General features: G+C 64.7%; 18 protein-coding genes. 8 read left to right on the top strand and 10 right to left on the bottom strand.

The window, feature by feature from the left end:
* Positions 1 to 3: 3 nt before the first annotated feature.
* On the bottom strand, positions 4 to 465 hold the full coding sequence (locus AC13HB_RS05450) for a hypothetical protein (protein WP_482948720.1): 462 nt from the start codon (positions 463 to 465) through the stop codon (positions 4 to 6).
* A gap of 189 nt (positions 466 to 654) precedes the next feature.
* On the opposite strand from AC13HB_RS05450, the gene AC13HB_RS05445 reads away from it, so the two are divergent.
* Positions 655 to 1,956, top strand: a complete 1,302-nt coding sequence (locus AC13HB_RS05445) for a trypsin-like serine peptidase (protein ID WP_482948719.1) — start codon at positions 655 to 657, stop codon at positions 1,954 to 1,956.
* A 160-nt stretch (positions 1,957 to 2,116) separates the two neighbouring features.
* Here the strand turns inward: AC13HB_RS05445 and AC13HB_RS05440 are convergent, their stop codons facing one another.
* The gene (locus AC13HB_RS05440) at positions 2,117 to 3,355 is read right to left on the bottom strand and encodes an alpha/beta hydrolase-fold protein (protein ID WP_482948718.1); all 1,239 of its coding nucleotides are present in this window, start codon (positions 3,353 to 3,355) and stop codon (positions 2,117 to 2,119) included.
* Positions 3,356 to 3,470: 115 nt separating this feature from the next.
* Between AC13HB_RS05440 and AC13HB_RS05435 the strand changes: the two genes are divergently transcribed.
* Positions 3,471 to 4,142, top strand: coding sequence for a lysoplasmalogenase (locus AC13HB_RS05435; RefSeq protein ID WP_482948717.1), 672 nt, complete (start codon positions 3,471 to 3,473; stop codon positions 4,140 to 4,142).
* 44 nt (positions 4,143 to 4,186) lie between these two features.
* The gene (locus tag AC13HB_RS05430; protein WP_482948716.1) at positions 4,187 to 5,716 is read left to right on the top strand and encodes a glutamate synthase-related protein; all 1,530 of its coding nucleotides are present in this window, start codon (positions 4,187 to 4,189) and stop codon (positions 5,714 to 5,716) included.
* Here AC13HB_RS05430 and AC13HB_RS05425 read toward each other — a convergent pair.
* Complete coding sequence (locus AC13HB_RS05425) at positions 5,713 to 6,336, bottom strand: TetR/AcrR family transcriptional regulator (protein WP_482948715.1); 624 nt, start codon at positions 6,334 to 6,336, stop codon at positions 5,713 to 5,715. The genes AC13HB_RS05430 and AC13HB_RS05425 overlap by 4 nt on opposite strands.
* A 112-nt stretch (positions 6,337 to 6,448) precedes the next feature.
* Here AC13HB_RS05425 and AC13HB_RS05420 point away from each other — a divergent pair, with 112 nt between their 5' ends.
* Positions 6,449 to 7,186: a CPBP family intramembrane glutamic endopeptidase gene (locus AC13HB_RS05420; RefSeq protein ID WP_482948714.1), complete on the top strand. Its 738-nt coding sequence runs from the start codon at positions 6,449 to 6,451 to the stop codon at positions 7,184 to 7,186.
* A gap of 60 nt (positions 7,187 to 7,246) precedes the next feature.
* Here AC13HB_RS05420 and rpoH read toward each other — a convergent pair whose 3' ends face one another.
* The 3 genes from rpoH to AC13HB_RS05405 all read right to left on the bottom strand — a co-directional run bounded on the left by rpoH (position 7,247) and on the right by AC13HB_RS05405 (position 9,252).
* On the bottom strand, positions 7,247 to 8,134 hold the full coding sequence (gene rpoH / locus AC13HB_RS05415) for an RNA polymerase sigma factor RpoH (protein ID WP_482948713.1): 888 nt from the start codon (positions 8,132 to 8,134) through the stop codon (positions 7,247 to 7,249).
* A 159-nt stretch (positions 8,135 to 8,293) separates the two neighbouring features.
* Positions 8,294 to 8,683: a DUF6768 family protein gene (locus AC13HB_RS05410; RefSeq protein ID WP_482948712.1), complete on the bottom strand. Its 390-nt coding sequence runs from the start codon at positions 8,681 to 8,683 to the stop codon at positions 8,294 to 8,296.
* Positions 8,680 to 9,252, bottom strand: a complete 573-nt coding sequence (locus AC13HB_RS05405) for an RNA polymerase sigma factor (RefSeq protein WP_482948711.1) — start codon at positions 9,250 to 9,252, stop codon at positions 8,680 to 8,682. Before AC13HB_RS05405 ends, AC13HB_RS05410 begins: the two co-directional genes overlap by 4 nt.
* A gap of 136 nt (positions 9,253 to 9,388) precedes the next feature.
* On the opposite strand from AC13HB_RS05405, the gene AC13HB_RS05400 reads away from it, so the two are divergent.
* Both AC13HB_RS05400 and AC13HB_RS05395 read left to right on the top strand, forming a co-directional pair.
* On the top strand, positions 9,389 to 10,327 hold the full coding sequence (locus AC13HB_RS05400; protein WP_482948710.1) for a homocysteine S-methyltransferase family protein: 939 nt from the start codon (positions 9,389 to 9,391) through the stop codon (positions 10,325 to 10,327).
* Complete coding sequence (locus AC13HB_RS05395; RefSeq protein ID WP_482948709.1) at positions 10,273 to 10,398, top strand: pentapeptide repeat-containing protein; 126 nt, start codon at positions 10,273 to 10,275, stop codon at positions 10,396 to 10,398. Before AC13HB_RS05400 ends, AC13HB_RS05395 begins: the two co-directional genes overlap by 55 nt.
* Here the strand turns inward: AC13HB_RS05395 and AC13HB_RS05390 are convergent.
* The 4 genes from AC13HB_RS05390 to AC13HB_RS05375 form a co-directional block, all read right to left on the bottom strand.
* Positions 10,365 to 10,760, bottom strand: coding sequence for a hypothetical protein (locus AC13HB_RS05390; RefSeq protein WP_482948708.1), 396 nt, complete (start codon positions 10,758 to 10,760; stop codon positions 10,365 to 10,367). The two genes, AC13HB_RS05395 and AC13HB_RS05390, sit on opposite strands and share 34 nt — an antisense overlap.
* Positions 10,761 to 10,837: 77 nt before the next feature.
* Positions 10,838 to 11,404: an HNH endonuclease gene (locus AC13HB_RS05385; RefSeq protein ID WP_482948707.1), complete on the bottom strand. Its 567-nt coding sequence runs from the start codon at positions 11,402 to 11,404 to the stop codon at positions 10,838 to 10,840.
* Positions 11,405 to 11,837: 433 nt separating this feature from the next.
* Positions 11,838 to 12,269, bottom strand: a complete 432-nt coding sequence (locus AC13HB_RS05380) for an ester cyclase (RefSeq protein WP_482948706.1) — start codon at positions 12,267 to 12,269, stop codon at positions 11,838 to 11,840.
* Positions 12,270 to 12,423: 154 nt separating this feature from the next.
* Positions 12,424 to 13,092, bottom strand: coding sequence for an alpha/beta hydrolase (locus AC13HB_RS05375; RefSeq protein ID WP_482948705.1), 669 nt, complete (start codon positions 13,090 to 13,092; stop codon positions 12,424 to 12,426).
* Between the two features lie 236 nt (positions 13,093 to 13,328).
* On the opposite strand from AC13HB_RS05375, the gene gluQRS reads away from it, so the two are divergent.
* Together gluQRS and AC13HB_RS05365 are read left to right on the top strand one after the other, a co-directional pair.
* Positions 13,329 to 14,201 (top strand): tRNA glutamyl-Q(34) synthetase GluQRS, encoded by an 873-nt coding sequence (gene gluQRS / locus AC13HB_RS05370; RefSeq protein ID WP_482948704.1) that lies wholly within the window; start codon positions 13,329 to 13,331, stop codon positions 14,199 to 14,201.
* A 61-nt stretch (positions 14,202 to 14,262) separates the two neighbouring features.
* A complete protein-coding gene (locus AC13HB_RS05365) occupies positions 14,263 to 15,063 on the top strand; it encodes a sulfotransferase domain-containing protein (protein WP_482948703.1) in 801 nt (266 codons plus the stop codon).
* Positions 15,064 to 15,096: the final 33 nt, after the last annotated feature.

Here is a 15,096-nt window from a genome sequence, read left to right as displayed (position 1 = left end):
GCCTCAATACGGGTGGCGTCCGAGACCGAGGCCGCGCCCCGGATGATGCCGGCGATGGCCATAGCCCGGGCGGCCGCGCGGATACTCGATCACGACATTGATCCAGCGGATGTCGCCGCGGAAATTCCGGATGAAATAGCCACCGTCCCGAGATGCGTAGACGAGTCCCGGCGACCCGAAACGCGCGCCAGGCTGGAAGCGCGAGTCGTAATAGCTGTACCGGCTGTCGTGACGGTCGGGCACATAGCTCCAGGCATAAGCCGGACAATCGATCACCCTCCGGTCGCGGCGGTCCTCGATCCGGTCCGCACGACCGCGGAAATAGCGGCTGTCCCGGCGGTCTTCGCGCAGATCGGGACAGGCCGCGGCGTCGAGATACCAGGTGCCCGCACTGGCCGCACCGGAGACGCCGGCCATGCCGGTCAGGGCGAAGGCGGCGGTCGCAATCGTTTTGGTAAGGCTCATCATGGCAAATTTCCTTTCGGCATTGACCCCGCATGCCAGCCATTGAGCCACATCGGCGCTGAGCCGGTTTTGAATGTGGCATTCAGGCCCCAGTCATCTTGCTGAACGTTAGATATCGGGGGGAGCGGCTTGGTTTTGCCGTGAAATTGACCGATAAGACCGAAATTGCCGGGTGGGAGCGTAAAAGTGATGAATCGAGTCTGGATTGCAGCGTCGGCGGCCATTCTGGCGTCTGGCCTTGTCATTGTCGGCAGCAGCTCTGCGCAGGATGAACCTGTTCTCGCGGGCGGCCCGGAAGAGCGCCTCTCCAGCCGCGATATCGGCAACTGGCTGCGCCAGGCCGGCAGCAAACCGCCCAAGCCGGGCGCGACGGGTACGGGGGCCGGCTATACCGGTACGGACACCTGCCAGTGGGCCAATGATGGCGAATGCGACGATCCGGGCATCGGAACCGGCGCCTGCGAGCAGGGCACGGATTATTCCGATTGCTGGCGCATCGTGCAGGGCGTCGAGGACAATTCCTGCCGCTGGGCCAATGACGGCGAATGCGACGAGCCGGGCTTCGGCACCGGCGCCTGCACCCAGGCGACCGATCTGGCCGATTGCGGCAGCGTCATCGAGCTTCGCTTCCGCAATGACAGCTGCGAGACGGCTTTCGACGGAATCTGCAACGAGCCGGGCATCGGCGACGGCACCTGCGAGGACCGCACCGATCGCGCCGACTGTTTCGGCCGCGACCGCCCGCTGGGCATCAACGACCATTATTTCGGCCGCGACGACCGGGTCTTCATGGACACTTCGGCCTTCCCCTGGAGCGTGATCGGACAGATCGATTTCGATGCGGGCGGCGCCTGCACCGCGACCCTGATCGCGGATGACGTGCTGATCACCGCCTCGCATTGCATCAATGAGGATGGCCGCACGGATGCCCGCGGCGTCTTCCGAACCGGTTTCGACCGTCCGGGCGGCGCGCTCGAGGCGCGGGTCATCGACTATTTCATGGACCCGGACTGGGATGAGCAGCGTTTCTCCTCGACCGACGAGATCGACGGGACCGACTGGGCGATGCTGCGGATCGACCGCCCGCTCGGGGCGGAGCTGGGCCATGTCGGCGTGCGCGGCCTGGTCGAAAGCGCGGGCAATCGCGCGGCGCTCCGGACCGAACTCTTCCAGGCCGGATACAGCTGGGATACCGGCGCACACCTGTCGGGCAATATCGGCTGCACCATGGTCGAGGTCTTCAACGACAACACCATGGCGCACAATTGCGACACCACGCGCGGCGACAGCGGGTCGCCCTTCATGGTGCGCGATGGTGATAATTACTACGTCGTGGCGACGGACTCGAACTTCCGTTCCAATCCGGGCGGGCCGATGATCTACATCGCCGCGCGCTCGGAGCGCTGGCTGCCCTATTACGAGGACTTCGTGGCCGGCCGCATCGGAAACAGCAGCCCGCGCCCGCGCGGCCCCGGCAAACCGCCGAAATAGCGGCCACTCCACGGCTTTCTTCCCCGCTCGCGGGGAAGTGGGCCGCGGCAAGCCGCCGGTCGATGGGGCGGCCGCAGGCCGTATGACACCGACCGGCTTTGCCGGCCCCCGCCCCTGCGGGACACCTCCCCGCACGTGGGGAGGAAAAACCTGCCTTCGGCTAGTCCCCGAGCAGCGCGACAAGACCGTCCGCCAGGGCGAGCCGCCAGCCGGCTATGTCATGCCCCCCGCCATAGACGGCGAAGGCGGTATCATACCCGGCCGCCTCCAGCGCCGCATCGAAACGGCGATTGGTATCGAGCATGACATGCCCGCCATTGGTGGTGGTCACGACGAATTCCAGCGAGCCCGCAGCCAGGTAGAACGCGGGTGCGTCCGGAGCCGCCGGCCCGATCTCGCGCGCCAGCCATTCCGGCGCCTCGCCCTCGGGCGACCAGTAGAAGGAGCCGGACAGGGCGATGACGCCGTCGATCAGGTCCGGCCGGTCGAGCGCCACGCGGCTGGCCGCCAGCCCCCGGCGCGAAGCACCGCCCAGGACGACCCGGTCCGTTCCGATCCCGGCTGCCTCCAGCGCCGGCAGCAGGTCGTCTGCGACGAAGGCGGTCTGGTCCGCATAGGCACTTTGCGCGCTATCGGCGTCGAGCTGGTCGATCAGAACGATGTGCGCCGCCGGAATATGCCCGGCATTGGCGAGATTGCCGGCGATCTCGACCGCCGGGGCCCGCACGCCCCAGAGAAAGCTGTCCCAGAGGATCACCACGGGCGCGCCGGGCCCGGCATCGGGCGAGCGGAAGAGCTCGACCGAGACATCGCGTCCCAGCGCGGGACTAATCACACTCATCCGGTCGGGCTCCGGCTGCAGCCGTCTTGGCCAGGGCCGGATCGCGGACAGGTCCCCGACCCGGTCGAGTTGCAGTATGGCCTCGGCCGCATTGCCGCGCAGCTTGCGGCGATTGGCACTGTCGGAGCGGCGCTGCCAGCCCTCGCCGCGATCGACGAGGAAGGAATAGACCGCCTGCACGTCGCGCGGAACGTCCAGCGTGATCGCCCAGATCTCGCTGCCCGCGACACGCGTCATGGGCAGGGTGAAGTCGCGCACGTAATCGCGCACCACCGGCGCCGCGCGCGGCGCGTTGATAACGCTGTCCAGGCGCACGCCGACCGCATCGTAAGGCGCCTTGTAGGCGAAAGTCACCCGCGCCATGTCCGGATCGTCCGGACTGGGCTCGATCAGGGGCAGGCCGCGCGAGGTCAGCAGGCGCCACGCCTCGTCCACGGCATGAGGCCGCGTCTCCAGCATGGTCTCGACCCGCGCCACGGAAACGTCCGTCGCTGCGTCGTCGGCATGGCCGGAACCCGTCGCGGTCAGAGAGACCCAGACGGCGCCCGCAAGCACCATCAGTCCGGCATTCCGGTCTATCCACCTGATCCCGCTCACTCTCACCGTGTCACAAATCCGCTTTGGCCCGCTCGCGAGGCAGTCTAGCCTGCGCGGCAGACAAGGGGGAGCGGGCATGAACACCATCATGAAACTCGCGGGGCAGGACCGCGTGGCAGCCATTATCCTGGCGGCGTCGGCCGTTTTCGGCCTGATCTATCTGTTCGACGATTTCGGAATCGGCGCGCCCTATCCGCTCGACGTGGCGATCAAGTCCGCCGGCATACACCTGCTTGCCGCCTTCGCTCTGCGGCGCGGTGCGCCTGTCCTCGCACTGGGGCTCTTCCTCGGCGCCTGGGGCGATATCTTCCTGGCGCTCCAGCCGACCCAGATCGCAGCGGGCATCGGCGCCTTCGGCCTCGGCCACCTCGTCTATATCGGCCTCTTCGCGCGCATCCGCATGAGCCGGGGCGGCCGCGGCGGGTGGAGCCGCGTCGGCGCGCTGGCCATCGCCGCTTTCGGCATCGTCATGCTGTCCTGGCTGCAGCCCTATTTCGGCGATATGCAGCTCCCGGCCTCGATCTATAACGGCATCATCCTGGTCATGGCCGTTCTGGCCATCCTGGGCCGCGCACCGCTTCTGGCCATGATCGGTGCCATTCTATTCGTGATCTCGGACAGCGTCCTCGCCGCGCGCATGTTCGCCGGCATGCTCGACTGGGCCGGCCCGGTCGTCTGGATCACCTATTATCTCGGGCAGGCCGGAATTGCCGTCGGTTTGAGTCAGGAGACAGACGCTCTAGGTTGACGGGGCAAGGGCATTCACCGCCCGCCAGCAACACGGAGCCCGTCATGTCGCGCCCCATCGTCGCCGAGAACGCCCCCGCCAAGGTCGAGCTGAAAGCCGGAAAATCCTACTATTGGTGCGTCTGCGGCCGGTCGAAGAACCAGCCTTTCTGCGACGGCTCCCACAAGGGAACAGGGATCACGCCACACGAATTCGAGGTCGACGAGGATCAGGACGCCTGGCTCTGCCGCTGCAAGGGGACGGGCAACAAGCCTTTCTGCGACGGTACGCACAAGACGCTCGAAAAGGGTCAGGAACTGCCCGAGACCGCGCGCGACACGGATGACGACAGCGCGCCTGAGGCCGAACCGACTCCGGAGGAACCCACCGTAGCCTTCATCCATCAGCTCGCCCGTGAAGGGCTGGAAAAGATGGGGCATGAAGGCCCGGTCGAGGCGATGGGCGTACCGCGGGACCAGTTGCCCAAATGGGAGGACATCCAGATCCTCACGGCCCAGCTGGCGCGTCGCCCTCTGATGACCGATGCCGAGGTCGGCACCAAACTGGTCATCGGTCCGAATGCAAAGAAGCCGCTCGAGCTCGATATACCGCTTTTCGTCTCGGACATGAGTTTCGGCGCTCTCTCACCGGAAGCCAAGGTCGCCCTAGCCAAGGGGGCCGAGAAGGCGGGCACGGGCATCTGCTCCGGCGAAGGCGGCATGCTGCCCGAGGAGCAGGCCGCAAACAGCGGTTATTTCTACGAACTCGCCTCGGCACAGTTCGGCTATGACGAAGCCATCCTCGAAAAGGTCCAGGCCTTTCACTTCAAGGGCGGACAGGCGGCCAAAACCGGCATTGGCGGGCACCTGCCCGGCAAGAAGGTCACCGAGAAGATCGCCGAGGTCCGCGGACTTGAAGCCGGTGAAGACGCAATCTCTCCACCAGTCTTCAAATCGCTGAAGAGCGCCGCCGACTTCCGGCTGTTCGCCGATCGCGTCCGCGAGCTCTCAGGCGGCATCCCGATCGGGTTCAAGCTCTCGGCCAATCATATCGAGGCGGATATCGATTTCGCGCTGGAAGCCGGGGCCGACTACATCATTCTCGACGGCCGCGGCGGCGGAACGGGCGCAGCGCCGCTTCTATTCCGGGACAATATCTCGGTGCCGACCATCCCCGCCCTCGCGCGGGCCCGCCGCCATCTGGATGCGCGAAAGCGCCGCGACGTAACGCTGATCGTCACCGGCGGACTGCGCACGCCGGCGGATTTCGTGAAAGCCATGGCGCTCGGCGCGGACGGCATCGCCCTCGCCAATTCCGCCATCCAGGCCGTGGGCTGCGTCGCCGCCCGCATGTGTCACACCAATCTCTGCCCGGCCGGTGTGGCGACCCAGGACCCGGAATTGCGCAAACGCCTCGACGTCGAGACGAGCGCCGAGCGCCTGGCGCGCTTTTTCGGTGCCTCGGTCGAGCTGATGCAGTCGCTGGCCCGGGCCTGCGGTCATGACAGTCTTGCCGGCTTCAACCGCGATGACCTGACGAGCTGGAAGCGGGAAACGGCCGATCTGGCCGGCCTCGACTGGGCCGGTCCGCGCTAGCCGGGATCGTGTCCTGAGGAAGCCCCGCTACCACTATCGGCCGGGGTTTGGTCCAGAATGCCCGCCCAGTGGCTGGCCCAGCTTTCAAGAAGGATTCGGCTGTCCAGTTCAGGCATTACCACGCCCTGCTGCAGCTTGGTGAGATAGAAAAGCCAGCCGCCGAAAACCATCATGGCGAGAGCGTGAACCTGCTCCGTTGCAAGGTGCCGGCCCGCCGGTTTGAACGCGACCCATTTGCCCAAGGCGACCAGCATGTCCCGATTGAGCTGCGTCTCGATCGCGAGACCTTCCTGTGTCCGCCTCAGCTCCTCGAAGAGCGGAAGAAAGCTCTTCTGACGCTTGCCGGCTTTCTCCCATACCAGCGCCATGCGGACGAGCTCCGCGCGCGTATCGCCCAGCAGCTGCAATTCCTCGAAGTCGAATTCGTCGGGAGTTTCGGTAAGTCTCTCCCGTGCAATCTCGTGAACGATCGCCATCTTGCTCTCGAAATACCGGTAGAAGGCCCCGGCTCTCGGCGCCAAGCCGGCGCGGGCCTCGATCGCACCGATCGACGTCCCGGAAAATCCTTTTTCCTGAAAGAGTTCGCAGGCGGCATCGAGGAGTTTGTCGCGTGTTTTCACAATTAGTAATAACATCGTTATTGATTTACGATAACGATGTTATTACTAATGCGCTTCGGGGGTGCTCCGCAAGGCGAAAGGGCGTCGCGCGGCAGACTGGAGACAGGGTTTCATGGCTGATCTACACACCGGGGCGGAGGCACCGTCACGGACGGGCGGCTCGCATTTCGCTGGCCCGGCGATCGATATCATCCTCGTCATCATCGCCTCCATCGGCGGATATATTCTCGAAGGCTGGATGATCGAAAACGGGGTCTTTCCGCTTGGCCCGGGCGCCCGCGGGCTTACCGGAATTGCAGCGGGAATCGTCATGGCAGTGGCCCTGACCTTCATGCGGGGGAAATCCTGGGCGGATCTGGGCTTCAGGCGCCCCAGGCGATACTGGACGATTCCGCTCTGGGTCGCCGGCATTCTCGCCGTTTTCTTCGCAGCGCAAGTCTACCTCCCGCAACTGCTCGCGCCCTATTTCGATCTCCCCGCGGCAGACATGTCGCGACATGCTGCGATCCAGGGCAATCTGGCCGCGGCGGTAACGATGGCGCTGGTTCTGCCCATCACCGCATCGATACCGGAAGAAATCATCTATCGCGGCTTCCTGATGGACCGGCTGGGAATGGTGTTCGGACAAGGCGCTGGCGGCACCCTGCTGACGATTATCGGACAAGCGGTCTTCTTCTCGGCGGCACATTTCGGCTGGGGTGCGGGCGGCCTTTTGCTCACCTTCGTCATGGGATTGATCTGGGGCAGCGCCTACATCCTGACCGGACGCAATCTCTGGATCATGATACTCACTCACTCCACCGGGCACGTGATCTGGGTTTTCCAGCTCTATCGCGGAGCGGTCGGCTGAAAGCAAAAGCCCGCCCCGACGAATGCCGGGACGGGCTTTTCATAGCTCGCGGCGTGAAGCCTATTGCATCAGGCCCTGATCGGCAGCCATGGTCTTCATGGCCTTCTGGAGCTTTTCGAAAGCGCGTACCTCGATCTGGCGGATACGCTCGCGGCTCACGCCGTAATGCTCGGCCAGCTCTTCGAGGGTTTGCGGTTCCTCGGTCAGGCGGCGCTCCTGCAGGATGTGCTGTTCGCGCTCATTGAGTTCGCCCATGGCGGACTGGAGCAGCGTCATGCGCGTGTCGAACTCGTCGGTCTGGGCGAGATGCTCTTCCTGGCTTTCCGCCTCTTCGTCCGCGAGCCAGTCCTGCCATTGCCCCTCGCCTTCCGTGCCGCGCAGCGGCGCGTTCAGCGAGGCATCGGGACCGGAGAGACGGCCATTCATCGACACGACCTCGTCCGTGGTCACGCCCAGCTTGGTGGCGATGGCCTCGACCTGGTCGGGCTTGAGATCGCCCTCGTCGAGGGCCTGCATCTGGCTTTTCATGCGGCGCAGGTTGAAGAAGAGCTTTTTCTGCGCAGCCGTCGTACCCATTTTCACCAGCGACCAGGAGCGCAGGATGTATTCCTGGATCGAGGCGCGGATCCACCACATGGCATAGGTGGCCAGGCGGAAACCCTTGTCCGGGTCGAATTTCTTGACCGCCTGCATCAGGCCGACATTGCCTTCCGAGATCACTTCCGCGATCGGTAGGCCGTAGCCGCGATAACCCATGGCGATCTTGGCGACGAGACGCAGGTGGGAGGTGACCAGCTTCTCGGCGGCCTGGGTGTCTTCATGCTCCTGCCAGCGCTTGCCGAGCATGAATTCCTCATCCTTTTCCAGCATGGGAAAACGACGGATCTCGGCAAGGTAGCTCGACAACCCCTGTTCCGGGGAGAGCGTCATGGAAACTGCATTGGCCATAAACTACATCCTATCCCTTCGAAGCCTTGCGCGCATGCGGCATTTGCACGCCCCCAATGCCTCGTCCGATCCCCATGTGGGGAGCGAGGCCGGAAAATGTAACCCCCTCACGCGCTCGTGATGAGAAACATCATTCCGGCCCCGCACCCCCACGCCGGATCAGACCGTTTCGCGGGCCTGCCCGCGCGCGAGCTGGAGCTCGAGCCGTTTCAGCTCCCGAAGAACGCGGTTGTTCTGCATCTGGTCGCCCATGAAGCCTTTCATGAAGATGCCGATATTCAAGGCGACCAGCGTCAGCACGCCCCAGCGCATGACAGCGGCCGGATCGCTCGTCTGGAACATGTTCCAGCCCGCCCAGATCGCCAGGGCCCCACCGAGAATATTGACGATATAGGCAAACCACATCACCCAGGCCATCTTGCCCCTGAACAGGCCCATCGCCTGGGCGAAATAGCCGGGCTCCTCGCCCAGTTCGCCGAAGAGTTCCCGGTCCTCGGCATCGAGGGCTTCGCTGATCATGCGGTCGATATCATCGCTACTACGGGTCATGATCCACTCCTTTTCTGATTGGGATCAAACTGCTCGGCGAGCTTTCGCCGGGCATGCATGAGCCGCGTCTTGACCGTGCCTTGCGGCACGTCGAGCGCGACGGCAATTTCCGAAACGGTGAGGCCGTCCTGGTGATGCAGGGCGAGCGTGATCCGCTGCGCCTCCGGCAGTCCCAGCATGGCGCGGCGAAGGCTCGCCAGGTCCGTCTGCGTCTCTGCATCGCCCACGCCATCGACATTCGCATCGGCCATTTCGAGCGTGAGCCCTGCCGAGAGACGCCGTTCGACCTGCCTTGTACGGACGCGCGCGGCCGCCTTGCGCGAGACGATGCGCCAGGCCCAGCCCGGGAAGGCTGCCGGCGTTTTCAGACGATCGAGACCACGCACGATGTCGACCCAGGCTTCCTGCATGATATCGCTGGCCTGGTCGGCATCATCGCTCAGCCGGCGGGCATGACGCAGCAGGTCGGGCTGCCACAGGCGCGCCAGACGCCCGAAGGCCTCCCGGTCGCCGCTCTGGGCACACAGGACCAGGTATTCCCCCAGAACTCGCTTGCGTTTGTCTGCCATGAACCGTCCCGTTCCCGTGTCTGGACCGAAAGTCGTGTTTCGGGAATAAGGTGCATGGATACGGCCAACCGGTTCAATCGCCCGGTCGGAAACTGCAGTCCGCCATGTCCGGCCTGGCTGCGAAAGGGGATCATCAATGCCGGAATTTCCGCGCCCCGCCCTGCCCCGGCCGGGAGGCCCGCTTTTTCTCTCCGACAGCAGTCTGGAAACCTGGCTGAGCTTCGAAAAGGGCGTGGACCTGCCCGAATTCGCCGCCTTCCCTCTGATCGAGACGGATCAAGGCCGCGCCATGCTGGGCGAGCATTGGCAGCGCCATATCGCCATCGCAATGGAGCACGGCACCGGATTGATCCTCGGCACGCCGACCTGGCGCGCCAGTGCCGACTGGGGTGCGAGACTAGGCTATGACGCCGCGGCTCTGGACCGGGTCAACCAGGCCTGCGTGATGTTCCTGCAGGCGATCCGGGCCGATGCCGGCGTGGACATTCCGCTCCCGATCAGCGGCCAGCTGGGGCCGCGGGGCGATGGCTATTTCCCTGAAACCCTGCTCTCGCCGGAGGAGGCCGAGGCCTATCACTCTGCCCAGATCGCCAGTTTCGCTGCCGCTGGCGCCGACATGGTCACCGCCATGACCCTGCCCCATTCCGGCGAGGCGACCGGTATCGCCCGCGCCGCGGCAGAAGCCGGCCTGCCCTGCGTCATCGCTTTCACCACGGAGACCGATGGCCGCCTGCCTTCCGGGCAGTCGCTGGGCGAGGCGATCGAGACGATCGACGCCGCGACCGCTGCCTCGCCGCTCTACTACATGATCAATTGCGCCCACCCCGATCATTTCGAACGCGTGCTCGACCCGGACGCCCCCTGGATCGGGCGTCTGACCGGCCTGCGGGCCAATGCCTCGCGCCTCAGCCATACCGAACTGGACAATGCGGAAACGCTTGACGACGGGGACCCGTCCGAGCTGGGCCGGCTCTATGCGGCATTGCGCGAGCGCCTGCCTGCGCTGAGCGTGCTCGGAGGATGCTGCGGCACGGATACGCGCCACCTGGAACATGTCTGCGAGGCGTGCGCCTGACCGGCGCTATTTGGTCCGGTGCTAACTGGTCCGGCGCTTATTTGGTCACGACGGGGGCGAGCTGGAGGTAGCCGCGTTCGACCATGCGCCGCATGGCTTCATAGGCTTCGCACAGCTCGTCATAAGCGCTGCGTAAATGGCTGAGACGCTTGACCTCTTCCTCGGACAGCGGCGAGCGGCTCTGGGCCACGGCCCTCGAGGCCTCGACCCAGGCGATACGCGCCTTGGAAGCGGACAGGGCCAGATTCTGGAAATCCTCGATGGAGACATTGTGCAGCGTCTTCTTCACCACCGCCTGATTGGCGGCAAAAATGGTGTAGTCGATCTGCTCGAGGAGACCGCGCCGCTTGCGCTGTTCTGCCGGATCCTCGACGAGGTCCGGTTCGAAATGGTCCGACACCCGCCGATAACTCGACGTCATCTTGGTCGACATGACGATCCCTCCTGAAGGGTATCAAGGCGTTGATAGTGCCGGACAAGTGCTTAACGAGGCGTTGCAGACGGCCCCGACTACCGCTCCAGCTCGATATCCCAGTAGAGATAGTCCAGCCAGCTTTCATGCAGGAATTTCGGCGGGAAACGGCGGCCCTGGGATTGCAGCTCGTGCATGGTGGGACGTTGCGGCGGCCGGGTCAGCGGCATGCCGGCCTCGCGCGGCGTGCGGCCGCCCTTCCTGAGATTGCACGGCCCGCAGGCGGCGACGATATTCTCCCAGCTCGTCCTGCCGCCCGACCGGCGCGGGATGACATGATCGAAGGTGAGCTGGTCGATCCCGTCCTTGCCGCAATAGACGCAGCGGAACCCGTCGCGAAGCCAGACATTGTACCGGGTGAAGGCCGGCGTGCGGTTCTGCGTCACGTATTCGCGCAGCGCCACCACGGAGGGGACATGCATCTCGAAGCTCGGCGAGTGCACCACCTCCTCATAATGCGAGACCACGGCGACCCGCTCGAGGAAGACATTCTTGATGGCTTCCTGCCAGGGCCAGGTCGAAAGCGGCCAGTAGCTCAAAGGCTGGTAGTCGGCATTCAGGACGAGACAGGGCATGCCCTGCGGCGCACGATCAAGCACCTGCATGGCGACCTCCCTCGTAACGACCGCCGGTCCGAACCTGACCGGCCTTGCCGAGGAGGGGGTGTGTATTCCGGACCCGCGTCCTGAAAGCTCACCTCCCACGACCCGCAAAGTGCCGAAACGCCGAGACGAATCAAACCGCACCTGAGTCGTGAACAGAGGTTACTCCCGTTCGCGTGACAGGGCTATGACGGGGTTGGAGATGTTGGATGACGGATAAACCGAGCTTTCGTCCTCTCCCACCGGGGGAAGACGTTGTGCAGCATTTTTCCTCCCCACGCGTGGGGAGGTGTACCGGAAGGGACGGAGGGGCCTGCGGAGACGGTGTCAGGTTTTCGGCCCGCGGCCGCCCCATCGAGCCGATGCGGTGCATCGGCCCACTTCCCCGCAAGCGGGGAAGAAAGCCCGTCCGTCCGCAAACCGGACCCGCCCGCGTTTATGCCCAGCCCAGCTGTTTCAGCGAAAGCACGTCGTTCCAGATCTTGGTCATGTGACGGATCTTGTCGCCGTCGAATTCCATGACATAGGCATAATCGGCCGCCAGAGACTTGCCCGTCGGCGGGATATCTCCGGCTGCCACCGTGTGCGTGGCGTGGAAGACGCCGGCCGCAGTCACGGTCTGCGTCTGGTCGTCCACGGCGAAGGAGAGCAGCTCGTAATGCCCGTCAGGCATCGCGACGAGCATGGACTTCATCCACTCCGTATAGGCTTCGAGCGTGTCGATCCCGGCAAGCGCGTCGGCCTGGGCCGAAAAGCTCGCCCGGGTCTGGCACCATTGCTTGCAGACATCCCACCCCTTGCCTGCCTCGCAGGCTTCGAAAAAGTCTCGGGCGATCGGTTTGATATCCACCCTGGTCTTGACTGACATCGTCTTCGTCCTCCTGGTTGCGAAGGTACGCGGTACGTCTTGGAACAGGTACGAACGCATACGACGCTACACCCAGCAGGCCCGCGCGGCAAAGGGATACGCGTTCCGGAGCGCTGCTCTCGCGATCTGCAGGGGGACCGGTCTGCCCGCCGAACTACTCCGCCAGCCGCCCCGCAAACGCTTTCCCGATAAAGTCGGCGCCCAGTTTCAGCCCGTCCTCGCCGATCGAGTGGGGGATGCCCTGGGAGATATGCCATTCGGCGCCGTGGCCGGCGGCGGCGATGTTTTCCAGGGCGTCGAACATGAAGGGCAGCGGCAGGACATCGTCGCGGTCGCCGTGGATCAGCATGATGGGCGGTTTGGAGGCCATCTCCTCCTTGAGGCGCCCGCCGGCCGGCAGTGCGCCGGAGAAGCCGAGAATGCCCGCCAGCGGCCGCTTGCGGCGCAGGCCGGTATAGAGGGAGAGCATTGTCCCCTGGGAGAAGCCGCACAGGATGAGGTCGCGCTCGGTCAGGCGGTAGCGGGTCAATTCCTGGTCGATGAAAGCGTCCACGACGGGCCAGACGCTGGTCGCGCCCTGCTCGATGCGCTGCGGGTCGAGATTGGAGATCGGGAACCACTGAAACCCGTTCGGCGCGCCCGGCACCGGATCCGGCGCGTTCGGCGACACCCATTGCACATGCGGTAGGTCCGGCGCCCAGTGCTGACCCAGCCCGATCAGGTCCTGACCGTTTGAGCCATAGCCGTGCAGGAAGATCACCAGCTTTTTCGGCGCCTGCCCGTCGCGCGGAGCCAGACGCGGACCGTCGATCGAAGGGGACATGGGGATACTCCTGACCGTCAATTCATGCTGGATAGCGGGATGCGGGGAAGCGAGGCAAGGATTGTGTGGAGCGCGGTGGGCATCTTCAAGACCTGTGCGAGAGCACAATGCGCCATTGATCGCTTGTCAGCCAGCAGGCCGACAATGAAGAGGTGGGACCGTCCGGTCCCGAACCGAAGCCGGGAACAGAAAGCCCCGGGATGACAAACCGCCCGGCTTCTGGCTCATTCCCTGCCATGAGCTTCACCACCCGTTTCGCCCCCTCGCCGACCGGATATCTCCATATCGGCCATGCCTTTTCGGCCTGGACGGCGTTCCGGGCGGCCTGCGAGGCGGAGGGGCGTTTCCTGTTGCGGCTGGAGGATATCGACACGGTGCGCTGCAAACCGCACTTCGTACCCGTCATCTATGACGACCTGATCTGGCTCGGCCTCGACTGGGAGGAGCCGGTGCGGCGGCAATCGGAGCATTTCGACCAGTATGACGCCGTGCTGCAAAGGCTGCGCGGGCTGGGTGTCGTCTATCGCTGTTTCAAGACGCGCCGCGAGATCATGGAGGACATCGCCCGCGCGCCGCACGGCAAAGGCGAAGGTCCCGAGGGTGCGATCTATCGCGGCCCGGTCGAGCCGATGAGCGCCGACGAAGAAGCGGAGCGTCTCGCCGCCGGCGACGCCTTCGCCTGGCGGCTTTCGCTCGATCGCTGCCGGGACGTGCTGGGGACGCGCTTCGGCGCGATGCGGTTTATCGAGGAAGGCGAGAGTTCGCTCGGCTCGGGCCGGCGCGAAATCGTCGCCGATCCGGACCCGCTGGGCGACGTCATCCTGGCGCGCAAGGATGTCGGTACGAGCTATCACATCGCCGTCGTCCATGACGACGCGCTACAGGACGTCACCCATATCATTCGCGGAGAGGATTTGTTCGGCATGACGCCGCTTCACGTCCTCTTGCAGACCTTGCTCGGCCTGCCCGTTCCGACCTACCGCCACCACCGCCTCCTGCTGGACGCGGACGGAAAGCGCTTCGCCAAGCGCGACAAGGCCGCCACGCTGAAAGCCATGCGCGAGGCCGGCGAGAGCGCAGACGCGCTGCGGGTGCGCTTTACTGTCTGAAGTTTTGGCCCCGCCTCGACTCGGCGCTATCTTCTTGGTCAAGGCTTGGGAGAGTGCAGGTTTGCGGGACTGGAATATCTATCTCGACGTCGACAATGACACGATGTCGGACTATGCGACGCTCGCGATCGACGGACGCTATGCGACGCTGACGCCGAAAGACGACTTCCGGCGCATCATTCTGGCTGGTCTGCCGAAATCCGCATCGCTCTATCTGGAAACCCTGATTGCGACGACCTTCAACCTGCACCGCCACCAGATCGGCTATGATCACCGCGGCGGGACGGTCTATTATCCGCGCGTGCTCGCCATGCCGCTGATCCAGCGGGACATGCTGGCCCATTGCCATGCCGACGCGACGCGCCTCCTGCCGATGATCCGGCCGCTCGGCCTCAAGGTCATCGCCCTGACGCGCGACCTCTTCGACGTAATCGTCAGCCGCCGCGACATGCTGCTGAAGGACAAGCGCGTGGAAGGCGTCACCGACCGGGCCCTTGCGCATTTCCGGGAGCTGGAGGAGCGCGAGCAGTACGATTTCGTGATGGATGTCTTCCTCGCCGAATACGTGGCCTTCATCGCCTCCTGGTGGGAAGAGGCGCAGGCGGGCAGCGAGGACGTGCTGCACATTACCTTCGAGGAGATGATGACGGACCGGAAGGCGCTCATGCAGCGTCTCGGCCGCGAACTCGATCTTCCCTTCGACGACACGGTCTACGAGATCGCCTCGGGCACATTCCAGCGCGTCAATTTCAACAAGGGCGTGGCGGGACGCGGGGCCGCCCTCAGCGCAGCCCAGCGCCAGCGCATCCACGATGCCGCCTCCCGCTACGGTCTGCCGCGCGAAGCCTACGAACGCAGCTGAAGGACGCCATATGCCGCAGACGCTTCGCGGTGC

This window comes from Maricaulis sp. B-26 (genome assembly GCF_056857855.1).
Note: the sequence above shows the minus strand (reverse complement) of the source record. Positions and strands in the feature narration are given on the sequence as shown.